Consider the following 21,454-nt stretch of genomic DNA (forward strand, 5'->3'; position numbering starts at 1 on the left):
GCGGCTAAACGTTCAGGAAATTCACGATCGATTTCAGCGTCTTTACGCTATCGGAGTCGCCGATCGACATGGCGATCTGCAACTGGTTCTCATAATAGTCGCGGAAATTGAACAGCGTGCCGTCGGTGATCCCGGTCAGATCGATGACGTTGCCCTGCGCGTCAATGGCATGCATCGGCAAAGGCTCGGAAATCGCCGCAAACGTGTCCTGGTCGATGCCGCCGTTGTCGTAGCTGTGGCGCGCATGGCTGCGTAGCTCGCTCGGGCTCATGGCAGCGAAATCCGGTCCTTCGACACCAATGTCTTCGACCTTGAATATCGCCGAAACCGCCGCCCCAGCGTCGATTCCAAGATCTTCGGTCTTCGAACTTCTTGTGTTGTTCTGGCTGTTCTTAAAAAGCAAGCTCTGAGAAGACCGCACAGAAGAAATTTCCATGACGCATGTCCCCTTGCGCAAAGAGTGGCTTGAAACTACCGCCAGCGCGCAAACGGCGTCAATCGTTAACGATCGGTTAATTTTTAGGGATCAATTCTTGCCCGTCAAAACTTGCATGGGCAAGCAAAAGCGATTTTCGAAAGCGGCATACCAATGCCGTCATGCCTTTCCTATATTGCCGTTTCCAGCCTCTGCACAAAGGACGTCAGCATGCCTTCCACACAAGAGTTCAATCCGGCGCTTGTCAACTGGAACGGGCCCCATGGCCTTCCTTCCTTCGAGGCGCTGAACGACGGCGATTTTGCCGCTGCCTTCGATGCCGCTCTTGCATCTCACGATGTGGAGATCGACGCCATCGCCGGAAACGTGGAAGAGCCCACATTCGAGAATACGATCGTCGCACTGGAGATTGCAGGCGACGATCTTTCGCGTATTTCGGCGCTGTTTTGGAACCGGGCCGGGGCTCACACAAACGATACGATCCAGGCGCTGGAGCGCGACATATCGCCAAAAATGTCACGCCACTATTCCAAAATCGGAATGAATGCTGCGCTTTTTGCACGCATCGATCGGCTCTGGGAGAATCGGGATAGCCTCGGACTGACACTCGAGCAGACACGTGTGCTCGAGCGTCACTGGAAGAGCTTCGTAAAATCCGGCGCAAAGCTGGCGAAGTCCGAGCAGGAGAAGCTTGCAGCGATCAATGAGAAGCTTGCAGGCTTGAGCACCCAGTTCGGACAAAACGTGCTGGCCGACGAAAGGAACTGGTTGCTGATCCTCGCCGACGGACCGGAACTTGCCGGCCTTCCCGATTTCTTGAAGGACGCCATGGCGGCGGCAGCGCGCGAGCGCGGCGAGGAGGGGAAGTTTGCGGTCACTCTGTCGCGCTCGATCATCGAACCTTTCCTGACCTTTTCGGAACGTCGCGACCTGCGCGAGCAGGCCTTCAGAGCATGGGTTGCGCGCGGCGAAAACGAGGGCGAGACGGACAATCGCGGCATCATCCGCGAGACGCTGACCCTTCGCGGCGAAGTCGCCAAGCTCCTCGGGTATGGCAATTTTGCGGAACTGAAGCTCGATAACACGATGGCAAAGACGCCAGCGGCCGTGAACGATCTGCTGCGCGCAGTCTGGACAAGAGCCGTCAAGCGGGCGCTTGAGGAAGAGGCGGATATCGCAAGGCTGATCGCCGAAGACGGCAAGAACTTTGAGGTCATGCCCTGGGATTGGCGCTACTATGCCGAAAAGATCAGGGCGCAGAGATTCAATTTTTCCGAAGCCGAGCTGAAGCCCTATCTGCAGCTCGAAAAAGTCATCGAGGCCTGCTTTGCAGTCGCCGGCCGGCTCTTCGGCATTCGTGTCGTCGAGAAGAAGGGGGTTGGCGCCTATCACCCGGATGTGCGCGTCTTCGAAATCCGCGATCGGGAAGACAAGCTGGTCGCGCTTTTCCTGGGGGATTATTTTGCCCGCAGCTCGAAGCGCTCCGGCGCCTGGATGAGCGCGTTTCAATCCCAGCATAAACTCCCAATGAAGAATGGCCGTCAGGGCGAACTGCCGATCATCTATAACGTGTGCAACTTCGCAAAACCGGCCGAGGGCAGGCCGGCACTGCTTTCGCTGGACGATGCGCGCACCCTCTTCCACGAGTTCGGCCATGCGCTGCACGGCATGCTTTCGGACGTCACCTATCCCACTGTGTCGGGCACCGCCGTTTCGCGCGACTTCGTGGAACTGCCCTCCCAGCTTTACGAGCACTGGCTGACGGTTCCTGAAATTCTCAAGCAGTATGCCGTGCATTTCGAAACCGGCGAACCCATGCCCCAGGAACTGCTCGACAAGGTGCTCGCGGCCCGCACCTTCAATGCCGGGTTCAACACGGTCGAGTTCACCTCCTCGGCGATCGTCGACATGGAGTTTCACACCCGCGAGGCTGTGGAAGACCCGATGGCAGTGCAAAAGCAGGTGCTCGCCGAACTCGGCATGCCGAAGTCGCTGGTGATGCGCCATGCCTCGCCGCATTTCCAGCACATCTTCTCGGGCGGTTATTCGGCAGGCTACTATTCCTATATGTGGTCGGAGGTGCTCGATGCAGATGCTTTTGCTGCTTTCGAGGAAACCGGCGACGCCTTCAACATCGAGATGGCGCAAAAGCTCAAGGACAATATCTATTCCACCGGCGGCTCGATCGATCCGGAAGATGCCTACAGGGGATTCCGCGGCAAGTTACCGAGCCCGGATGCAATGCTCGTCAAGAAGGGACTTGCCACATTCGAAGAGCTTTCGGGCAGCGACGCGTAAGGCGGTCCTTAACAAAATTGTCGCCGAAGATTTGGAAAACCGTCATGTTATCTTCAAGGGACTGACATGACGGCCGCTCTAGGCTTGTTGCGAGAGATTCGATCCCGCTCTCCAAGCAAGCCGAATGAGCCATGGCATGAAACTGACGGACACGACGCGCCGCCGCTTCCTTTCTTCGATCAGCGCAGTCGGCAGCGTTGCGGCAGCCAGCTTCGTGACGCCATATTATGCGCGAGGATCTTCGAGCCGCCCCGTCTTCACGTCAGGCCTTCAATCCGGTGATGTAGACGCAACGTCAGGCATGATATGGACGCGTGTGGACCGGCCATCGCGGCTCTTCGTCGAATATTCCACCAGCGACAGGTTCGCCAATGCCGTCAGGTTGGCCCCGATCGACGTCACACCGCAGACCGATCTTGCAGGTAAGCTGCTGCTGCGGGATCTGCCGCCCGACCATGAGATCTTCTACCGGTTTATGGCCGCCGACCTGCAGGACGTCAACAGCGTCTCCGACCGAATTCATGGCCAGTTCCGCACCGCGCCTTCCAACAGGCGGACGATCCGCTTCGCATGGTCGGGCGATACGGCGGGGCAGGGATGGGGGATCGACGACGAGGGTATGCGCACCTATCAGACTATCGCCTTTCACCGCCCCGATTTCATGATCCATTCGGGCGATACGGTCTATGCCGACAATCCTATTCCGGACGAGATCCGGCTGCGTGACGGCGGAATCTGGAGGAACAGGATCGTGACCGAGGACAAGCGCGACATCGCGCAGACGCTCGATCAATTTCGCGGACAGTGGAAATACAATCTGCTCGACGAACACGTAAAGGAGCTGAATGCAGTCTGTCCGGTCTTCTATCAATGGGACGACCACGAGGTCTTGAACAACTGGTCCCCGTCGACCGACCTTCGCAGCGATGATCGATACAAGGAAAAGTCCGTATTGACGCTGGCAACCCGGGCAAGCCGCGCCTTTTATGAGATGACGCCAATCCGCTACGTTGCCGCCGAACCAGGGCGCATCTACCGGAAAGTCTCGTATGGTCCGCTGCTCGATATCTTCTTCGTGGACCTGCGATCCTATCGGGGGCCGAACGACCATGGCCTGGATCAGCTCCTGACGGCAAAGTCCCGCATCCTTGGCGAAGGCCAGGCAGCATGGCTGAAGCGCGAACTGGTGCGCTCGACGGCAACATGGAAAGTGATTGCCTGCGATATGCCGGTCGGACTGGTGATCTGGGACGATTATGGGACGCGCCGAGGCAGCGAGTCCTTCTCCAACGGCGACGATGGAGCGCCGCTCGGGCGAGAGTTGGAACTGGCAGATCTTTTGCGCTTCATCCGCGACGCGGCGGTTTCGAACATCGTCTGGCTGACGGCTGACGTCCACTACACTGCGGCGCATTATTACGATCCGGCCAAGGCAAAGTTCCGCGAGTTCCTGCCGTTTTGGGAGTTCGTCTCCGGCCCGTTGCATTCAGGGACCTACGGAGCGCAGGAGCTCGACATGACCTTCGGCCCAGACGTGCGATACATCAAGGCTGCGTCTGGCGGTGCCGACTCCAATCTGCCACCGTCTGCCGGCCTGCAGTTCTTCGGGCTGGTCGAAATCGACGGGCAGACCGAGCAGATGACCGTGCGGCTGATGGACAGAAACGATACCGAACTCTGGCGGACGGTCATCGACCCCCAGCAACCGAGCTAGGCCTCCATGGCCGCTATCGCCCCTCCCCCCTTTCGCAAACGCGAAAAACACTGTATGAGCGCGCCAAACGTAATTGGCGCATTCCCTTGAACGCAGCGCCTCAGCCTCAGAGATTTGAAACATATGGCACTTCGCAACATCGCGATTATCGCTCACGTTGACCATGGCAAAACGACCCTGGTGGACGAGCTTCTGAAACAGTCCGGCTCGTTTCGCGAGAACCAGCGCGTTGCAGAACGCGTGATGGACTCGAACGACCTTGAAAAGGAGCGCGGCATCACCATCCTCGCCAAGGCGACCTCGGTCGAGTGGAAAGGTGTTCGCATCAACATCGTCGACACCCCAGGCCACGCCGATTTCGGCGGCGAAGTCGAGCGCATTCTCTCGATGGTGGACGGCGCGATCGTGCTCGTCGATGCTTCGGAAGGTCCGATGCCGCAGACGAAATTCGTTGTCGGCAAGGCGCTGAAGGTCGGTCTTCGCCCCATCGTCGCGATCAACAAGATCGACCGTCCCGACGGCCGCCACGAGGAAGTGATCAACGAAGTCTTCGACCTGTTTGCAAACCTCGACGCGACCGACGAACAGCTCGACTTCCCGATCCTTTACGGTTCCGGCCGTGACGGCTGGATGAACGTCAATCCGGAAGGTCCGAAGGATCAGGGTCTTGCACCGCTTCTCGACCTCGTGCTCGAGCATGTTCCGGAGCCGACCGTTCACGACGGTCCCTTCACGATGATCGGCACGATCCTCGAAGCCAATCCCTTTCTCGGCCGTATCATCACCGGCCGCATCAATTCCGGTTCGATCAAGCCGAACCAGCCGGTCAAGGTTCTGCATGGCGACGGCAAGACAATCGAGACCGGCCGTATCTCCAAGATCCTCGCTTTCCGCGGTATCGAGCGTCAGCCGATCGAAGAGGCGCATGCAGGCGATATCATCGCGATCGCCGGTCTCTCCAAGGGCACGGTTGCCGATACTTTCTGCGACCCGTCGATCACCGAGCCGCTGCAGGCCCAGCCTATCGATCCGCCGACGGTCACCATGTCCTTCATCGTCAACGATAGCCCCTATGCCGGCACAGAAGGCGACAAGGTCACCTCGCGCGTCATCCGTGACCGTCTGTTCAAGGAAGCGGAAGGCAACGTTGCGCTGAAGATCGAAGAATCCTCCGAAAAGGATTCGTTCTTCGTATCGGGCCGCGGCGAACTGCAGCTTGCGGTTCTGATCGAGACGATGCGCCGCGAAGGCTTCGAGCTGGCCGTTTCGCGTCCGCGCGTCGTCATGCACAAGGACGAAGCAACGGGCGAGATGCTCGAGCCGATCGAAGAAGTCGTCATCGACGTCGATGAGGAGCATTCGGGCGTCGTGGTGCAGAAGATGTCTGAGCGCAAGGCCGAAATGGTCGAGCTGCGTCCGTCGGGCGGCAATCGCGTGCGCCTTGTCTTCTTCGCACCGACCCGCGGCCTGATCGGCTACCAGTCGGAACTGCTCACCGATACGCGCGGCACAGCCGTGATGAACCGCCTCTTCCACGACTATCAGCCGTACAAGGGCGAGATCGGCGGCCGCGTCAACGGCGTGTTGCTTGCCAATGACTCCGGTGAAGCTGTGGCCTATGCCCTTTTCAATCTTGAAGACCGCGGGCCGATGATCATCGACGCCGGTGAAAAGGTCTATGCCGGCATGATCATCGGCATTCACAGCAGAGACAACGACCTCGAAGTGAACGTGCTGAAGGGCAAGAAACTGACGAACATCCGCGCCGCCGGCAAGGACGAAGCCGTCAAGCTCACGCCGCCGATCCGCATGACGCTCGACCGCGCACTGTCCTGGATTCAGGATGACGAGCTGGTCGAAGTGACGCCGAAGTCGATCCGTCTGCGCAAGATGTATCTCGACCCGAACGAGCGTAAGCGTTTCGAAAAGGCACGCTACGCCTAAGCGATTCTAATTGTTGACATTTCGAACCCCGGCCCGGCGCCGGGGTTTTTTGTTGTGCGGCGCGCTGATTCCGTCTTGTGACAATCGTTAAAAAAGCGTTAAATTTTGCTCATCGTCCACATGTTAAGTCTGTGGGCAAACGGCCGAAACGCATCATCGCGTATGGTTAATTGCCTGCTGGAAGACCAGAGTAAGCGTTATGAAGACGTTGTCGATCGATGTCCGGCGGGCAGAACCGCATGATGCCCAAGCCATCTCCGAGGTGCATCGCCTCGCCTGGCAGCACACTTATGCCGGGATCATTCCGCATCGCGCTTTGACGCAGATGATCGAACGCCGGGGCGAGAACTGGTGGCGCAAGGCGACGCGCGGCCCGGCAACGCTCCTCGTTCTGGATGTCGCCGGCACAGTCGCAGGCTATGCCACGCTTGGCCTCAATCGGGCCCGAGCGCTGCCGCAGGAAGGCGAGATCTACGAGCTCTATCTTCGTCCCGAGTATCAGGGAATTGGTCTTGGGCGCATGCTGTTCGGCGAGGCTCGGCGGCTCCTGAAATCTCTCGGATGCAAGGGGATGGTGGTCTGGTGCCTGGAGGAAAACGAAAATGCCAGCCAGTTCTATCGTGGCCATGGCGGCATCGACTTCTGCGAAGGCATGGAAAGCTTCGACCATAGGCAGCTGAAGAAAATCGGCTTCATCTGGAACTGAAAAAGAAGGGCCTCACGGTCTTTCGAAATAGTCGGTGCATCCGCCTTGAAGCGGCTGCTGAAAATCGGCGCCCTGCTCCTCGAATCGTAGACGAATCTCCAACATCGCGAAGACGCGATGTTGCGTTGCGGAATGAAACGGATTATTTGGCTGCGAACAATTCACCTCGTGGGAGTTTTCGTATGCGCATCGACGCCATTTCCATCGGCAAGAATCCTCCGGAAGATGTCAACGTCATCGTTGAAGTTCCGGTCGGCGGTCATCCCATCAAGTATGAAATGGACAAGGAAGCCGGCACGTTGGTCGTCGACCGCTTCCTCTATACGCCGATGACCTATCCGGGCAACTACGGCTTCGTGCCGCATACGCTCTCGGAAGACGGCGATCCGATCGACGTCCTGATCGCCAGCACCCGTCCGCTGGTTCCGGGCTGCGTGATCAATGTCCGTCCGATCGGCGTTCTGAAGATGGAAGACAATTCGGGCAAGGACGAGAAGATCATCGCCGTTCCGTCGCCGTCGCTTACGCTGCGCTACGAGAAGGTGAGGGACTACACCGACCTTCCGGAGATTACCCTGAAGCAGATCGAGCACTTCTTCGAGCACTACAAGGACCTGGAGCCCGGCAAGTGGGTGAAGATTTTCGGTTGGGGTGATTCTAAGGAAGCCGGCCAGCTGATCCTCGAAGCCGTTGAGCGCGCCAAGAAAGCGAAGTAAGCGGCTACAGCTTCAGAAGCTTTTCGAGCCTTTCCATCAAGTCCTCCAGACCGCCATCGATCCGGAGGACTTTTTTGCGCGATGTATCGCCCGACATCAACTGGATGGAGGATTTCGGTATGCCGAGCGCTTGGGACAGAAGCGCGATCAGCGCCTGGTTGGCTTTTCCCTTCTCAGGGATTGCGCTGACACGGATCTTGAGGTGGCACTTGCCTGCGGCATCGGTCTCGATGCCATCGATCGCGTCGCGCCCGCCATGCGGGGTCAACCGAACGGCGAGGCGCACATGGTCATCGAATATCTTCCAGGCGGAGTTCACGCCACCAGCGGGAAGATGGTGTTCCACATCAAGGAGCGCAGGAAGAAGATAATCAGCAGCAGAATGATCGGCGAGATGTCGATGCCGCCGAGATTGGGCAGCAGCCGGCGAATCGGCCGTAGCAGCGGCTCGGTGACATTATAGAGGAACAGGCCGACCGAATTGACGAACTGGTTCGAGGAATTGATGACGTTGAAGGCGTAAAGCCAGGAGAAAATGGCACTCGCAATCAGCACCCAGGTATAAAGATTCAAAGCCAAATCAATGGTTTGAAAGAGGGCAATCATCTTGGTCTCCAGTTCGTTGCTGACAGACATGTATCTATTGGCGGCTAAACGGGCAAGTGCCACGTGAAAAGGCGCGGCGAATCATGCTACGGCGAACCTGCCCTTTCATGCGTCAGGCTTTTTCGCAGCAGATAACGCCCAGCGCAATGGGCAAGCAGCAGCGCTTTTTCTCTGGTGGATTGCTGCGCGCTATGCGGACAGCGCAGCGATAGAGCCCGGTACGGCTTTTGCCGTCTTGCCTTCGAAGACGATGTCGAGAAATTCGTTCAGCCACGCCTTGAGCGGCGCATCGAAGAGCATGCGGCCCTCCAGATGTTCCCGACCCTGCTGCGCGTTCGGCAGTATGAAGCGGTGGGCGCCATGGACGACCCAGCGATGCATCATCACGCGGGTGAGCTCTGCGTGGAATTGCAGAGCCCAGGCATTGGCGTTGTAGCGAAAGGCCTGGTTTGGATAGGTATCGCCTTCCGCAAGCAGATGGGCGCCGTGCGGCAGATCGAAGCCCTCGCGATGGAAATGGTAGACCATCTTCGGCCAGTGCATCAGCAGCCGGCCCTTTTCGGTCGGCCGCAGCGGATACCAGCCGATTTCGGTCGAGCCGTCGGCGTTCGACTGCACCTTGCCGCCAAGGTGGCGCACCAGCATCTGCGCTCCAAGGCAGATGCCGAGGAACGGGCGGTTTTCCCTCAGTGGAACGTCCAGCCAGTTGATCTCGCTCCTTATGAACTCGTCTGGATCGTTTGCACTCATCGGCCCGCCGAATACGACCGATCCGGCATGGTCCTCGAGCGTAGCGGGCAGCTTGTCGCCCAGAACCGCGCGGCGGATGTCCAGGCTATAGCCCTTGTCGGCCAGAAGCTGGCCGACGCGACCGGGGCTGGAGCGCTCCTGGTGCAGGATGATCAGTATGGGGCGCTTGTCACGTTTGATGGGACGGTCAATCGGCATCGTCTTGCACCACCACCGTGTCGGTCACGCGTGCGGCTGCCTCCTGACGCTTCTGGATGCGCTCGCGGGAGGAAACGCCCAGCAGATCGGCTATTCGCCAAATGACATGGTCTTCCATCTCGCTGCGTTCGCCGTCGGCGTAGACGATGTCCCAGAGAATGCCGATGAGTTCCAGCCGCTGCTCGGTATCCAGATGGCGTTTCAGGTCGGAGGTGAAGCGGTAATAGTCGACGGCGCTGCTTTCGGCTTCCTGGCCAGCCGCAATGACGGCCTCCAGCTGCTTTCCGTCAAGGCCGTATTGCTCCTTGAGCAGTTTGCGGAGTCGCTTCTTTTCGCTGATCTTGATCTTGCCATCCGCTTCCATCACTTGCATGCACAGAGCGGCAACGGCAATGCGGGGATCGTCAGGGCTAAAACCCTTCTTGGGGTTGTTTGCAGTGAGGTTTTGAAAGAATGCCTGAAAACGTTCGAACATGCGGATTTCGTTCCATTTCAGAAAAGGCGCAGACGTGTCTTGGGTTCCGGTTCCCCCTTCATGTTGCGAACGCCAGGATCGTCGGGCATTCCATAAAAGGGCTTCGGCTCTGGCTGGCCGGCAACCGGCTCCGGCTGTTTGGGATCCGTCGCGGGCGAGACAGGCTTCGGCGCAGGTCCAGGAGCCGGCCGAGCGGCCTCTGCAATCGTTGCGGCGCGCTCCAGTTCAATCATGCGGTGGTCGTTGGCCGGGCTTTCTGGCCGCGTCTCGCGAACGGGAGGCAGGGTCTTCAGCGCGACATCGATCGAGACGGCGGACCCATCTTCGATCGGTCCTTCGAGTTGATCGAAGGGCGCCTTCCATTCGAAGGCATCGAGACGGCCGGTGACGGGTGAGATGGCAAGCCATTTGTCGGAAACGAAGCCGTCGGCGACCCACGCCGGATCGCGCGGCGCCTTCAGCGCCTGCGCCAGCCAGTGGCGCACGCGGCCTTGGTCGCCGGTCTCGGCCTCCTCGATATCAGCAAGCAGCAGGAAGGCCGCTTCACGCGGCTGCATGCGCGCAGCCGCTTCGGCCTTGGCCCGGGCCTTGGCGAAATCCTGTGCATCGAGAGCCGCCTGTGCGACCACGAGCAGGGATTCGACATTGTTGGGGCGCAGGGCTTCCAGCCGTTCGGCTCGCTTCAGGCGATCAATCGTGGAATCGCCGCTTCGGGCAAGCACATAGGTGCGGCCGATCTCGGGATGAGGCGCTGCCTTCCAGGCCTGTTCGAGGATCGAGGCTGCCTTGCGCAGTTTGTTCTCGCGGAAAAGCGCCTTGGCGGCAATAATCGCTGCCGGTTCGAAATCGGCAATGAGCTTCAGCGCATGCATCGCGTCGTCGCGCGCGCCGGCCGGATCGCCCTCCAGCTTGTCACCGGCGCGAGCGGTCAGCAGAACACCGCGCAAGCGTTCCGCGTCCTGCTTTTCGACGACACGCGCGGCCTTCTGTCGTTCAAGAAGCAAAATGGCGTCGTCCCAGCGGCCGGCCTGGCTGCGGTATTCGAGCGTTGCCTGGGCTGCCCAGGGCAGATAGGGCGCGTTGTCGGCTGCCTTTTCGGCATATTGGCGTGCGGCTTCGTTGGCGCCGAGGCGTTTGGCCTCGAGATAGAGCCCCCGAAAGCCAAGTTCGCGCGTTTCGGGATCGTTGGCCATCGCTTCGAACTTGGAGCGGGCCTCGTCATGCCGGCCCTCGATCAGGGCCGCCTGTGCTTCGAGCAGGTTGATCAGCGGCTCCTGATCAGCGCGGATGAGGCCGCGGGAGCGGGCTGCCATCTTGCGGGCAAGCAGGGCATTGCCAGCGCCGGCGGCGATAAGGCCGGTCGAGAGCGCCTGATAGCCGCGATCACGCTTGCGGGCGCGAAAATAGCGCGTCACGGAATGGGGCGACGTCCACACCGTGCGGACCAGCCACCAGGCGGTCATGACAACAGCAATCAGTGCGATAAGGCCACTTGCGGCGACGATCAGCTTTGCCTGATAAAGCCTTCCTTCCCACACCAGCGAGAGATCGCCGGGGCGATCGGCAAGCCAGGAGAAGCCGTAGCCGAGAACGACGATGAGGACGACGAAGACGACGAGACGGATCATCGATCAACCCTCCTTTCCGGCGCCGGAAATGGCCTTGGAAAGCGCACTGCCGACCAGTTCCTCGACGCGGATGCGCGCTTCCAATGATTGTTTGAAGGCGGCCGAAGCCTGCTTTGCATTCGAGGGCAGGTCGTTCCATTCGCTGGCAGCGCCCGGCAGGTCGCCGTTCTTTACCTTGTCTTCCAAACGCGCCGCGATGGCCTCGACACTTTCGCCCTCGATGTTGCCGACAGGGCGCACGGTGACGAGCGACCTGGCACTCGCCATCAGCCGGTCCGACCAGCTCTGGTTCGGATCTGCCTGGTTGACCGATCGGACGATGGCGGTCGCCACGTCGGGAACCTGTCGGATCAGTTCGGCGCGCGAGGGGACGCCGGTTTCGGCGAAATTGCGGAGGTCGGCGACGGCCGGATCGTCCGGCGAAACGCCGGCGAAAGTGTCGAGCTCGGCCATAAAAGGTCCGCCGCGGTCGATCGCTGCCTTGAGGGCCGCAGCGGCGATCGCCTGGGCAACGGCAACATCCTGGCGTGGTTCGTCGAGCTTCTTCTCGGCTTCCTCCAGGCGCTTGATAATGTCGGCGCCGCTCGACGCCCGCTCTTCGGAGGATTGCGAGAGAAGCGTGCGCATCTGTTCCAGCTGAGTGGCCAAGTCCGCGACCTTCTGGTTCAGCGCGTCGACTTCCGGGGTGCCCACCGGCTCCGTGGCGGCAGGCGTCTTTGCCGCCGTTTCGAGAGCGGAGACACGCTTGTCGAGCGCATCGACCCTGGTGTTCGGCGCTGCGGCCACCTCGGAGATGGATCGCTTGAGTCCGTCGATTTCAGCCGAAAGGCTTGCCGTTTCATCAAGTCCGGTCTGAGGTGCAAAAGACGTCGGAAGGTAGCCGGCATATTGGATCACGCCAGCACCCAGCAGGGCAACCAGGCCGCCGAAAACACCGGCGGCGATCAAACCGGAGGTCGTTCCGCCGCGCAGCTTTTGCGAAGCCGGCTCGGGGTCCGTTGCCATGTTTTGCTGAGGGGGCTCCTCGGAGGTGGCGGCGTGCTCGGCCGTCTCCTCGGCCCATGGTTGTTTTTCCGGATCGACGGACGCCTCTTCCCCGGCTGTCGCATCGTCTGCGGCGGGCGCGTCGGCGTCGGGCGCGTTCGCTTCGGATTTCTTCTCGGTATCGGCTGCTGCCGCAGTTTCCTGCGCTTCCAGATCGATCGTGACCGGCTCGTCGGCGTTCTTCGAATGACGTGGCGGATTTCCCGATACCATGCGTACCTCATTTTTCCTGCATCGCAACGAAACTAGTCAGTGATGCCTATTATGGAAAGAGGTTAGATCAAATTTGGACGCGTAAGGCCTTCAAAGAAGCGACAGAAGGCTTCTCTCATCCGGCAATGCTGCGATGCGAAGATTTCTTCCAATTGAAGCGGGGACTGCCGCGGCAACAGATGTGCTGAGGCAAAGGATGAGGGCCTGATTGAGCCAGCCGGGTTCCGATCGGACCTCGGGGAGACGGAAAAAACGCTCTGCGGTCGTCCGGGAGTAAAGGACGATGGCCTCCGGCGGCGGGGTCAACGCTTCACGCAGGGCCCCCGGATCGGGTTCTGCCGGCTGCATCCGATAACATTCGGCGACATCGACCTTCAGTCCCAGTGCGTGTGCGCTGCGCTCGAACGTTTCTGCGCGCGGCGAACCGGCGAGATAGGTGACAGATTGCCGCGTCTGCGCCGCAATCAACTCCGCCAGTCGCGCGCCATCGCCCGCCGAGGCTAGAACCGAAGCAAATCCCGCTGCTTTGGCTTCGTTCGCGCTTGCTTCGCCAACGGCGAACACCAGCCGGCGGCTATAAGGCCTGATGTCTGCACCGGACGACGCAAGCGCCCGGACAGCTTCCGCGCTGGTAATGGCGATTGGCCCGTGGCTCCTTGCCAGCGCATCCATGGCGGCCTTGCCATCATGCACGGGCTGCGAGAGCGGCAGCAATACGGGCTCATGCCCCATGTCGCGCAACCTTTTGGCAGTACGCTGACCCGAACGCAGCGGCCGGGTGACGAGCACGCGCATCGTGCGTCAGTTCCAGTCGTCGAAGAAGCCGCTTCCGGCGCGGACGCGGATGTCTTGACCGGCGCGGGTGCCGAGCGCTGCGGCATCGCGTCGATTGCCGTCGATGGTGACCGAGTGCTGGTTGCGACCATCCGGCGTGATGATCAGGCCCGAGAACCTGATCCGATCGCCTTCGCAAACCGCATATCCCCCGATCGGCGTGCGGCAGGAACCGTCGAGTGCTGCAAGGAAAGCGCGCTCACAGGAGACGGCGTCGTGGGTCGTCGGATCGTTGACGGCGGCCAGCAGATCATCGGCGCGCCGATCGCCAATTCGGCTTTCGATGCAGATCGCCCCTTGCGCGGGGGCCGGCGGGAAGGTGTCGGGATCGAGGATATCGGTAATCACGTCGACCTTGCCAAGTCGCTTCAGGCCTGCGAGCGCCAACAGCGTCGCATCGACTTGGCCTTCATCTAGCTTGCGCAGGCGGGTTTCCACCGCGCCCCGGAAGATTGTCACTTTGATATCCGGCCGTATGCGGCGGATCAGAGCCTGGCGGCGCAGCGATGCCGATCCGACCGTTGCGCCATGCGGCAGCTCGATCAGCTTTGGCGCCGTGCGACCGATGACCGCATCGCGGATGTCTTCGCGCGGCAGATAGGCCGACAGATGAAGCCCTTGCGGCAACACCGTCGGCATGTCCTTGGCTGAATGGACGGCGAAGTCGAGGTCGCCGCTTGCAAGCTTTTCTTCCAATTCCTGCGTGAAAAGCCCCTTGCCGCCGATCTCGGCAAGCGGACGGTCGGTAATGCGGTCGCCTTTCGTCGTCAGTACAACGATCTCGAACATTTCCTCCGGCATCGCGTGCGCCGCCATCAGCCGATCGCGCGCTTCGTGAGCCTGAGCAAGGGCCAGCGGGCTGCCCCGCGTTCCGATCCGGAAAGGTTTTGTTTGCATCCGCTTCGATCCGTTGTTACCGGAAGTTCTCGTAACCGGGTTTTGCACCCATCGCAATCAACGACAGGCTTCATGGCTTCCTTTCTACGCATCCTCGGCATCGAAACAAGCTGCGACGAGACTGCCGCGGCTGTGGTCGAGCGCGATGCGGACGGGCGTTCGAAAGTGCTTTCCGATGTCGTCTTGAGCCAATTGGACGAGCATAGCGCCTATGGTGGCGTGGTACCAGAGATAGCCGCGCGTGCCCATGTCGAGGCACTCGATACGCTGATCGACGAGGCGTTGCATCGTGCCAAGGTGTCGCTGTGTGATGTCGATGCGATTGCCGCGACCTCCGGACCGGGATTGATCGGCGGGCTGCTCGTCGGCCTGATGACAGGCAAGGCGATCGCCAAGGCCGCCGGCAAGCCGCTTTATGCGGTGAATCATCTCGAAGGCCATGCGCTGACGGCGCGGCTGACGGACGGGCTTTCCTTTCCCTACCTGATGCTGCTTGTGTCGGGTGGTCATACGCAGCTCATCCTCGTACGCGGCATTGGCCAGTACGAACGCTGGGGAACGACCATCGATGATGCGCTCGGCGAGGCCTTCGACAAGACGGCGAAGCTGCTCGGGCTGCCTTATCCCGGCGGCCCCCAGGTGGAGGCGGCAGCAAAGACGGGCAACCCCGGCCGCTTCGATTTCCCGCGGCCGCTCGTCGGTGAAACGCGGCTCGATTTCTCCTTTTCGGGTTTGAAGACGGCGGTCCGGCAAGCCGCGTTGGATATCGCGCCGCTGACGGAGCAGGATGTCGCCGATATCTGCGCTTCATTTCAAAGGGCGATATCGAGGACTCTGAAGGATCGAATCGGCCGTGGGTTACAGCGGTTCAGGGCGGAGTTTCCGCATCTCGACGGAGAGCCGGCCCTGGTGGTCGCGGGCGGCGTCGCTGCCAACCTCGAACTGCGCGACACGCTACAGGCGCTTTGTGATAAGCACGCCTTCCGCTTCATCGCGCCACCGCTGAAATTGTGCACCGACAATGCGGTGATGATTGCCTGGGCGGGGCTCGAGCGCATGGCGACAGGCGTTGCGCCGGATGATCTCGATGTGCAGCCGCGCTCGCGCTGGCCGTTGGATTCAAATGCGGAAGCGCTGATCAGCTACGGAAAGCGGGGAGCAAAGGCATGAGCGAACGGATTGCCGTCGTTGGCGCGGGCGCTTTCGGAACGGCGCTTGCCGCAGTCATTGCGCTCACCGGCCGCAGCCAGGTCACGCTCGTCGGCCGCGACCCTGCCCTGATGGCCGACCTGAAAGCCGAACGGCTCAACGATGCGGTTCTTCCCGGCATCGAGCTGCCCCAGTCACTGGAATTCTCGGCAGAACCTGATTCGATCGAAGATGCCGATATCGTGCTTTTCGCCATGCCCTCCCAGGCGCAGGCGGATGCGGCCAGGCAGTATGGCCCTTACCTCGGAAAGGACGCAATCGCCGTCACCTGTGCCAAGGGCATCGAGCGGGCGACCGGCAACTTGTTGACAGTCATGCTGGAGCGAGAATTGCCGCAGCATCCCGTTGCGGTGCTTTCGGGGCCCGGTTTTGCATCCGACATCGCCAAAGGACTGCCGACCGCCATGGTCGTTGCTGCATCGCACGTGGCTGTTGCCGAGCGGCTGGCGCAGGCGATTTCGGGCAGGACCTTCCGGCTCTATCCGTCTTCGGACCGTATCGGCGTGCAGCTGGGCGGTGCGCTGAAGAATGTATTGGCGATCGCCTGTGGTATCGTCGAAGGCTGCGGGCTCGGCGATTCTGCGCGCGCAGCGCTGATCGCGCGCGGGCTGGCGGAAATGTCGCGTCTCGTCGTTGCCAAGGGCGGGCAGGCCGACACGGTACGCGGGCTTTCCGGGCTGGGCGATCTTGTCCTGACGGCAACGAGCCATCAGTCGCGCAACCTGCGCTTCGGCATTGCGCTTGGCCGCGGCGAAAAGGCCGATCCCTTGCACGGCGAATTGGTGGAAGGTGCCTTTGCCGCGGCCGTCGCCTCGCGCCTGGCGGAAGAGCTCAATATCGCGATGCCGATCACCGATGCCGTCTCGGCGATCATCGAAGGTAAACTCGGCATCACCGAAGCCATCGAACAATTGATGACACGTCCGATTACCACCGAATAGGAGGCAGACATGCTTTTTGCCGTTCTCTGCAAGGACAAGCCGGGGCACCTCAACACGCGCATGGAAACGCGCGCGGCGCATCTGGAATATCTGAACAAGCTGAACGCCGAAGGAACGCTCAGCATGGCCGGACCGTTCCTCGACACTGAAGGCAAGCCCTGCGGCAGCTTGGTCATGGTCAAGGCCGATACTGCGCAAGCGGCCAGGGCACTAGCCGATGCCGATCCTTATGCCAGGGCTGGTCTTTTCGAGAGTGTCGAGATCAAGCCGTTCAACTGGGTCTTCAACAATCCGGAGGCATAAGGGATGGCCTATTGGCTCTTTAAATCCGAACCTTCCTCCTGGTCCTGGGAGCAGCAGAAGGCAGCAGGCGAGAAAGGTACCGAGTGGACGGGCGTCCGCAATTATCTCGCCCGCAACAACATGCGCGCCATGAAGATCGGCGAAAGAGGCTTCTTCTACCACTCCAATGAGGGCCTGGAGATCGTCGGCATCGTCGAGGTCTGCCTTTTGTCGCATCCCGATTCCACGGCCAAGGGCGACGATCGCTGGGATTGCGTCGATATTCGCGCTGTGCGCGATATGCCCAAACCCGTGACGCTGAAGGATGTCAAGGCGAATGAGAAACTTTCGAAGATGGCATTGGTGACGTCAATGCGCCTTTCGGTCCAGCCCGTGACAGATGACGAGTGGCTCGAAGTCTGCCGCATGGGTGGCCTCGACAATCCGCGGCTCTGACTGCATTGAAGACCGATCCGGAAAGCTTCATCCGCGCCAATACACAACTGATCACGCCGCCGCATGTGCCGGAGATCCGGTTGCATCTGGCGAGCGAAGCGCATGAGCTTTGGCTTAAGACGGAGGAGGAACTGGCAAGGATCGGCCTGCCACCCCCGTTCTGGGCCTTTGCCTGGGCGGGTGGGCAAGGACTCGCGCGTTATATTCTCGATCATCCGGAGACGGTGCAAACCAAGCGCGTTTTCGACTTCGCAACAGGTTCGGGGCTCGTCGCGATCGCGGCGAAGATGGCCGGTGCGGTGACGGTCAAGGCGGCCGATATCGATCCATGGTCTGAAGCGGCGGTGCGGCTGAATGCTGCTGCCAATCGGGTCTCGGTCGATTTTAGCGGCGCCGATTTCGTCGGCAGGCCGGTCGATGCCGATATCGTCCTGGCGGGCGACGTGTTCTATGACCGCGTCTTTGCGGACGCCATCGTTCCATGGTTCGACCGGCTGGCCGGCGAAGGCAGAAAGGTTCTTGTCGGCGATCCGGGCCGGGCCTATTTGCCAAAGGAGCGGCTGGAGTTTTGCGCCGTCTACGAAGTGCCGGTGACGCGGGCGCTCGAAGACAGTGAGAGCAAGAAGACGACGGTCTGGCGGTTCAGGGCCTGATGACGCAGACCTTTGCCTCGTAGCTGCAAGGATCGGCCTCTACGGCAACGTCGATCACCTTGGGACCGGGTGCGAGCAACTCGACCTGCGGCGCACCGTACTGTGCATAACCGTCCGCACCGAAATAGGTGCCGCCTTGGGTTTCGTAGGCATAGGAACCGGCGTAAGTGCCATTGTATTCATAGCGCAGAGGCTGTGGCGACCTTGAAGCGCGGCCGATGCGGTAGCTGCTTGATGACGGCGAGAAATGCTTGAGGCGAACATAACGGTTATGGCCGCGGCCATGATGGCGACGATGACCGCCGAACCAGGGTTTCACGCTGTTTGCCCACCTGAGGCTGTTTGCCCACTTGGCGTTGCTTGCCCAATGGGTCACGCCGCGATGATGCCCAGCTCGCTCGCCCGCCGTGGCAGGAAGCGCAATCAGGGCACACAACACCAGCGCAATGGTCTTCGAAACACGCTGGAACATGGGACGCAACCTCCGGATATCCGATCGTTAACAAATCGTTAATGCCAGCTTGCGTCAAAACGACCTGCGTGTCCACTGAGCCATGAAAAATCAGCATAAACTTCGATCGGGAAAGGCTGGTTTCCTTTTCCGGCAACTTCCCGGTAACGCGAATCGATTAAATTGAAAACAGACAGCAATTGTGCTTGTCGTCGGGAGCTTCGGTGATTAAACGTCGCCGTTGATGCAATGCACACAGACAAATTTGTCATTCCTGTGATTGCCTCGAAATGCTCCGAAATCCGGGAGCGCAAGGACGCCGCGAGGTTCTGATGGCGAATGTGACAAATAACCGGCCTCTGTCGCCGCATTTGCAAGTATACAAGCTTATTCCTACCATGGTCATGTCGATCGTCCACCGCATCACAGGGGCTGCCCTTTATTTCGGCACGCTGCTGATCGCCTGGTGGCTGATCGCGGCTGCGACCGGTCAAGCCTATTACGACTGGGTGAATTGGGTGCTCGGCAGCATCGTCGGCAAGGTCGTCCTGCTTGGTTATACCTGGGCGCTGCTTCACCACATGCTTGGCGGCCTGCGCCACCTGCTGTGGGACCTCGGCCATGGTTTCGAGAAGGAATTCTCCACCAAGCTCGCCATCGCCAACATCATCGGCTCGCTCTGTCTGACGGTGCTGGTCTGGGTGATCGGCATTATCATTCGCTTCTGAGGTCGCTCACATGGATATGCGTACCCCTCTGGGTAAAGTTCGCGGCCTTGGCTCGGCCAAGGAAGGCACAGAACACTTCTGGCGCCAGCGCCTGACGGCTGTCGCCAACGTCCCACTCATCATCTTCTTCGTCATCTTCATGATCGCTTATGCCGGCGCGCCTTATGCAGACGTCGTGCATGCGCTGTCGAACCCCTTTGTGGCAGTCATCATGGGGCTGATGGTGATTTCGGGTATCATTCACATGCGCCTTGGCATGCAGGCCATCATCGAGGACTACGTGCACAGCGAAATCGGCAAGCTCGCCTTGCTGATGCTGAACACGTTTTTCGCGATCGCGGTCGCAGGGCTCTGTCTCTTTGCCATTCTGAAAATTGCTTTCGTAGGATAACCGTATCATGGCACCGACTTCACTTGCTCAGAATGGGAAAGCCTACAAATATGTCGATCACTCCTATGACGTGATCGTCGTCGGCGCCGGCGGCGCCGGTCTTCGCGCAACCCTCGGCATGGCCGAACAGGGTTTCCGGACGGCTTGCATCACCAAGGTATTTCCGACCCGCTCGCACACGGTCGCAGCCCAGGGCGGCATCGCCGCCTCGCTGCAGAACATGACGCCAGACAGCTGGCAATGGCATCTCTACGATACGGTCAAGGGGTCCGACTGGCTCGGTGACGTCGATGCCATGCAATATCTCGCCATGGAAGCGCCGAAGGCGGTCTATGAGCTCGAGCACTACGGCGTGCCCTTCTCGCGCAATGAGGAAGGCAAGATCTATCAGCGTCCATTCGGCGGTCATATGCAGAACTACGGCGAGGGTCCGCCGGTGCAGCGCACCTGCGCGGTTGCCGACCGCACCGGCCACGCCATCCTGCACACGCTTTACGGCCAGTCGCTGCGCTACAACGCCGAGTTCTTCGTCGAATATTTCGCGCTCGACCTCATCATGTCGGAAGACGGAAGCCGTTGTACCGGCGTCGTTGCCTGGTGCCTCGATGACGGCTCGATCCATCGCTTCGCGGCGAAAATGGTGGTGCTGGCGACCGGTGGCTACGGCCGTGCCTATTTCTCCGCGACTTCCGCCCATACCTGCACCGGCGACGGCGGCGGCATGGTGGCGCGCGCAGGGCTTCCGCTGCAGGACATGGAGTTTGTGCAGTTCCATCCCACCGGTATCTACGGCTCGGGCTGTCTGATTACCGAAGGGGCGCGCGGGGAGGGCGGCTATCTCGTCAATTCGGAGGGCGAGCGCTTCATGGAACGCTACGCACCGTCGGCCAAGGACCTTGCCTCGCGCGACGTCGTTTCGCGCTGCATGACCTTGGAAATCCGCGAAGGCCGCGGCGTCGGCAAGAACAAGGACCATATCTTCCTGCACCTGGACCATCTCGACCCGGCCGTTTTGCATGAACGCCTGCCGGGCATTTCCGAGAGCGCAAAGATCTTTGCAGGCGTCGATGTGACGCGCGAGCCGATCCCGGTGCTGCCGACCGTTCACTACAACATGGGCGGCATTCCGACGAACTACTGGGGCGAGGTGCTCAATGCCGACAGCGCCAACCCCGAACGCGTGATCCCCGGATTGATGGCGGTCGGCGAAGCGGGCTGCGCTTCGGTGCATGGTGCAAACCGCCTCGGCTCGAACTCGCTGATCGATCTGGTGGTTTTTGGCCGCGCTGCGGCAATCCGTGCCGGCGAGGTCATTGACCGCGCAGCACCGGTCCCGCATCTCAACATCGCCGCCTGTGACAAGATCATGGATCGCTTCGATGGTCTTCGCCACGCCAATGGCGCAACGCCCACGGCGCATCTGCGCGAGAAGATGCAGCGCGCCATGCAGGAAGATGCCGCCGTGTTCCGCACCCAGGAGTCGCTGGAATCGGGCTGCAAGCGCATCTCCTCGATCTGGCAGGAAATGGCAGACATCAAGGTCACGGACCGGTCGATGATCTGGAACTCCGATCTCGTCGAGACGCTCGAGCTGCAAAACCTGATGGCGAATGCGATCACGACGATCTATGGCGCCGAGGCGCGCAAGGAAAGCCGTGGCTCGCACGCCCGCGAGGATTACACCGAAGGCGCATACGCCGGTCGCGACGACGTCAACTGGCGCAAGCACACGCTTGCCTGGGTCGGCAATGCCGGCGAGGTCAAGCTCGACTACCGTCCTGTTCACACCGAGCTCATCTCGGAAGGCATCGATCCCAAGAAGATCGCCCCGAAAGCTCGTGTGTATTGATGATGGGAAACCTTCTTGGACTGGCCGCGGTGCTG

Annotated in this window: 23 protein-coding genes; 13 read left to right on the forward strand and 10 right to left on the reverse strand. The window is 60.4% G+C overall.

The features are described 5' to 3' along the window. Positions 1–4 precede the first annotated feature (4 nt). Positions 5–436, reverse strand: a complete 432-nt coding sequence (locus tag EV130_RS19590; RefSeq protein WP_132552329.1) for a hypothetical protein — start codon at positions 434–436, stop codon at positions 5–7. Positions 437–646: 210 nt separating this feature from the next. Between EV130_RS19590 and EV130_RS19595 the strand changes: the two genes are divergently transcribed. The 5 genes from EV130_RS19595 (at position 647) to ppa (ending at position 7,814) form a co-directional block, all read left to right on the forward strand. Beyond that, positions 647–2,734 carry a M3 family metallopeptidase gene (locus tag EV130_RS19595; protein ID WP_074063366.1) on the forward strand — a complete coding sequence of 696 codons (2,088 nt, stop codon included), beginning with the start codon at positions 647–649 and terminating at the stop codon, positions 2,732–2,734. Between the two features lie 136 nt (positions 2,735–2,870). Then, positions 2,871–4,448 (forward strand): alkaline phosphatase D family protein, encoded by a 1,578-nt coding sequence (locus tag EV130_RS19600; protein WP_074063365.1) that lies wholly within the window; start codon positions 2,871–2,873, stop codon positions 4,446–4,448. Between the two features lie 123 nt (positions 4,449–4,571). Then, positions 4,572–6,392 carry a translational GTPase TypA gene (gene typA / locus EV130_RS19605; protein ID WP_074062796.1) on the forward strand — a complete coding sequence of 607 codons (1,821 nt, stop codon included), beginning with the start codon at positions 4,572–4,574 and terminating at the stop codon, positions 6,390–6,392. A 199-nt stretch (positions 6,393–6,591) separates the two neighbouring features. Continuing rightward, positions 6,592–7,098: a GNAT family N-acetyltransferase gene (locus EV130_RS19610; RefSeq protein ID WP_039846374.1), complete on the forward strand. Its 507-nt coding sequence runs from the start codon at positions 6,592–6,594 to the stop codon at positions 7,096–7,098. A gap of 182 nt (positions 7,099–7,280) precedes the next feature. After that, complete coding sequence (ppa, locus tag EV130_RS19615) at positions 7,281–7,814, forward strand: inorganic diphosphatase (RefSeq protein WP_074062795.1); 534 nt, start codon at positions 7,281–7,283, stop codon at positions 7,812–7,814. Between the two features lie 4 nt (positions 7,815–7,818). On the opposite strand, the gene EV130_RS19620 is transcribed toward ppa, so the two are convergent. From EV130_RS19620 to hemC, 8 genes are all read right to left on the reverse strand, one after another. Beyond that, on the reverse strand, positions 7,819–8,133 hold the full coding sequence (locus tag EV130_RS19620) for a DUF167 domain-containing protein (protein WP_074062794.1): 315 nt from the start codon (positions 8,131–8,133) through the stop codon (positions 7,819–7,821). Beyond that, entirely contained in the window at positions 8,130–8,420 is a 291-nt protein-coding gene (locus tag EV130_RS19625) for a YggT family protein (RefSeq protein WP_237358565.1), read from the reverse strand. Before EV130_RS19625 ends, EV130_RS19620 begins: the two co-directional genes overlap by 4 nt. Before the next feature lie 189 nt (positions 8,421–8,609). After that, complete coding sequence (locus tag EV130_RS19630; protein ID WP_132661112.1) at positions 8,610–9,368, reverse strand: glutamine amidotransferase; 759 nt, start codon at positions 9,366–9,368, stop codon at positions 8,610–8,612. Then, positions 9,358–9,843, reverse strand: coding sequence for a tellurite resistance TerB family protein (locus tag EV130_RS19635; RefSeq protein WP_074062791.1), 486 nt, complete (start codon positions 9,841–9,843; stop codon positions 9,358–9,360). Before EV130_RS19635 ends, EV130_RS19630 begins: the two co-directional genes overlap by 11 nt. A 17-nt stretch (positions 9,844–9,860) precedes the next feature. Then, entirely contained in the window at positions 9,861–11,471 is a 1,611-nt protein-coding gene (locus EV130_RS19640; protein WP_074062790.1) for a heme biosynthesis protein HemY, read from the reverse strand. A gap of 3 nt (positions 11,472–11,474) precedes the next feature. Then, complete coding sequence (locus EV130_RS19645; RefSeq protein WP_074062789.1) at positions 11,475–12,728, reverse strand: COG4223 family protein; 1,254 nt, start codon at positions 12,726–12,728, stop codon at positions 11,475–11,477. Positions 12,729–12,818: 90 nt separating this feature from the next. Then, positions 12,819–13,523 carry a uroporphyrinogen-III synthase gene (locus EV130_RS19650; RefSeq protein ID WP_074062788.1) on the reverse strand — a complete coding sequence of 235 codons (705 nt, stop codon included), beginning with the start codon at positions 13,521–13,523 and terminating at the stop codon, positions 12,819–12,821. A gap of 6 nt (positions 13,524–13,529) precedes the next feature. After that, the gene (hemC, locus tag EV130_RS19655; RefSeq protein ID WP_074062787.1) at positions 13,530–14,459 is read right to left on the reverse strand and encodes a hydroxymethylbilane synthase; all 930 of its coding nucleotides are present in this window, start codon (positions 14,457–14,459) and stop codon (positions 13,530–13,532) included. Positions 14,460–14,531: 72 nt separating this feature from the next. Between hemC and tsaD the strand changes: the two genes are divergently transcribed. From tsaD to EV130_RS19680, 5 genes are read left to right on the forward strand one after another with little or no spacing between them, the layout of a single operon-like run. Continuing rightward, a complete protein-coding gene (gene tsaD / locus EV130_RS19660) occupies positions 14,532–15,629 on the forward strand; it encodes a tRNA (adenosine(37)-N6)-threonylcarbamoyltransferase complex transferase subunit TsaD (protein ID WP_074062786.1) in 1,098 nt (365 codons plus the stop codon). Then, complete coding sequence (locus EV130_RS19665; RefSeq protein ID WP_074062785.1) at positions 15,626–16,609, forward strand: NAD(P)H-dependent glycerol-3-phosphate dehydrogenase; 984 nt, start codon at positions 15,626–15,628, stop codon at positions 16,607–16,609. The genes tsaD and EV130_RS19665 overlap by 4 nt, the downstream gene beginning before the upstream one ends. A 9-nt stretch (positions 16,610–16,618) precedes the next feature. Further along, positions 16,619–16,912 (forward strand): YciI-like protein, encoded by a 294-nt coding sequence (locus tag EV130_RS19670; RefSeq protein ID WP_074062784.1) that lies wholly within the window; start codon positions 16,619–16,621, stop codon positions 16,910–16,912. A gap of 3 nt (positions 16,913–16,915) precedes the next feature. After that, positions 16,916–17,347, forward strand: coding sequence for an EVE domain-containing protein (locus tag EV130_RS19675; protein ID WP_074062783.1), 432 nt, complete (start codon positions 16,916–16,918; stop codon positions 17,345–17,347). A gap of 5 nt (positions 17,348–17,352) precedes the next feature. Continuing rightward, a complete protein-coding gene (locus tag EV130_RS19680; protein WP_074062782.1) occupies positions 17,353–18,000 on the forward strand; it encodes a class I SAM-dependent methyltransferase in 648 nt (215 codons plus the stop codon). On the opposite strand, the gene EV130_RS19685 is transcribed toward EV130_RS19680, so the two are convergent. Beyond that, positions 17,990–18,472 carry a hypothetical protein gene (locus tag EV130_RS19685; protein WP_074062781.1) on the reverse strand — a complete coding sequence of 161 codons (483 nt, stop codon included), beginning with the start codon at positions 18,470–18,472 and terminating at the stop codon, positions 17,990–17,992. The two genes, EV130_RS19680 and EV130_RS19685, sit on opposite strands and share 11 nt — an antisense overlap. 311 nt (positions 18,473–18,783) lie before the next feature. Between EV130_RS19685 and sdhC the strand changes: the two genes are divergently transcribed. Genes sdhC through sdhA form a run of 3 tightly spaced genes read left to right on the forward strand, consistent with a single transcriptional unit; the run spans position 18,784 to position 21,419 of the window. Beyond that, positions 18,784–19,179, forward strand: a complete 396-nt coding sequence (gene sdhC / locus EV130_RS19690; protein WP_074062780.1) for a succinate dehydrogenase, cytochrome b556 subunit — start codon at positions 18,784–18,786, stop codon at positions 19,177–19,179. 10 nt (positions 19,180–19,189) lie between these two features. Next, the gene (gene sdhD, locus EV130_RS19695; RefSeq protein WP_074062779.1) at positions 19,190–19,570 is read left to right on the forward strand and encodes a succinate dehydrogenase, hydrophobic membrane anchor protein; all 381 of its coding nucleotides are present in this window, start codon (positions 19,190–19,192) and stop codon (positions 19,568–19,570) included. Between the two features lie 7 nt (positions 19,571–19,577). Further along, entirely contained in the window at positions 19,578–21,419 is a 1,842-nt protein-coding gene (sdhA, locus tag EV130_RS19700) for a succinate dehydrogenase flavoprotein subunit (RefSeq protein WP_074062778.1), read from the forward strand. Positions 21,420–21,454: the final 35 nt, after the last annotated feature.

The sequence above is a fragment of the Rhizobium azibense genome (genome assembly GCF_004342325.1).
In the GTDB taxonomy this organism is placed as follows: domain Bacteria; phylum Pseudomonadota; class Alphaproteobacteria; order Rhizobiales; family Rhizobiaceae; genus Rhizobium; species Rhizobium etli_B.

What these genes read in the sequence shown, in the direction of transcription:
- EV130_RS19590 (WP_132552329.1), bottom strand. Translation starts at nt 436, where the DNA reads ATGGAAATTTCTTCTGTGCGGTCTTCTCAGAGCTTGCTTTTTAAGAAC.
- EV130_RS19595 (WP_074063366.1), top strand. Translation starts at nt 647, where the DNA reads ATGCCTTCCACACAAGAGTTCAATCCGGCGCTTGTCAACTGGAACGGG.
- EV130_RS19600 (WP_074063365.1), top strand. Translation starts at nt 2,871, where the DNA reads ATGAAACTGACGGACACGACGCGCCGCCGCTTCCTTTCTTCGATCAGC.
- typA (WP_074062796.1), top strand. Translation starts at nt 4,572, where the DNA reads ATGGCACTTCGCAACATCGCGATTATCGCTCACGTTGACCATGGCAAA.
- EV130_RS19610 (WP_039846374.1), top strand. Translation starts at nt 6,592, where the DNA reads ATGAAGACGTTGTCGATCGATGTCCGGCGGGCAGAACCGCATGATGCC.
- ppa (WP_074062795.1), top strand. Translation starts at nt 7,281, where the DNA reads ATGCGCATCGACGCCATTTCCATCGGCAAGAATCCTCCGGAAGATGTC.
- EV130_RS19625 (WP_237358565.1), bottom strand. Translation starts at nt 8,420, where the DNA reads ATGATTGCCCTCTTTCAAACCATTGATTTGGCTTTGAATCTTTATACC.
- EV130_RS19630 (WP_132661112.1), bottom strand. Translation starts at nt 9,368, where the DNA reads ATGCCGATTGACCGTCCCATCAAACGTGACAAGCGCCCCATACTGATC.
- EV130_RS19635 (WP_074062791.1), bottom strand. Translation starts at nt 9,843, where the DNA reads ATGTTCGAACGTTTTCAGGCATTCTTTCAAAACCTCACTGCAAACAAC.
- EV130_RS19640 (WP_074062790.1), bottom strand. Translation starts at nt 11,471, where the DNA reads ATGATCCGTCTCGTCGTCTTCGTCGTCCTCATCGTCGTTCTCGGCTAC.
- EV130_RS19645 (WP_074062789.1), bottom strand. Translation starts at nt 12,728, where the DNA reads ATGGTATCGGGAAATCCGCCACGTCATTCGAAGAACGCCGACGAGCCG.
- EV130_RS19650 (WP_074062788.1), bottom strand. Translation starts at nt 13,523, where the DNA reads ATGCGCGTGCTCGTCACCCGGCCGCTGCGTTCGGGTCAGCGTACTGCC.
- hemC (WP_074062787.1), bottom strand. Translation starts at nt 14,459, where the DNA reads ATGCAAACAAAACCTTTCCGGATCGGAACGCGGGGCAGCCCGCTGGCC.
- tsaD (WP_074062786.1), top strand. Translation starts at nt 14,532, where the DNA reads ATGGCTTCCTTTCTACGCATCCTCGGCATCGAAACAAGCTGCGACGAG.
- EV130_RS19665 (WP_074062785.1), top strand. Translation starts at nt 15,626, where the DNA reads ATGAGCGAACGGATTGCCGTCGTTGGCGCGGGCGCTTTCGGAACGGCG.
- EV130_RS19670 (WP_074062784.1), top strand. Translation starts at nt 16,619, where the DNA reads ATGCTTTTTGCCGTTCTCTGCAAGGACAAGCCGGGGCACCTCAACACG.
- EV130_RS19675 (WP_074062783.1), top strand. Translation starts at nt 16,916, where the DNA reads ATGGCCTATTGGCTCTTTAAATCCGAACCTTCCTCCTGGTCCTGGGAG.
- EV130_RS19685 (WP_074062781.1), bottom strand. Translation starts at nt 18,472, where the DNA reads ATGTTCCAGCGTGTTTCGAAGACCATTGCGCTGGTGTTGTGTGCCCTG.
- sdhC (WP_074062780.1), top strand. Translation starts at nt 18,784, where the DNA reads ATGGCGAATGTGACAAATAACCGGCCTCTGTCGCCGCATTTGCAAGTA.
- sdhD (WP_074062779.1), top strand. Translation starts at nt 19,190, where the DNA reads ATGGATATGCGTACCCCTCTGGGTAAAGTTCGCGGCCTTGGCTCGGCC.
- sdhA (WP_074062778.1), top strand. Translation starts at nt 19,578, where the DNA reads ATGGCACCGACTTCACTTGCTCAGAATGGGAAAGCCTACAAATATGTC.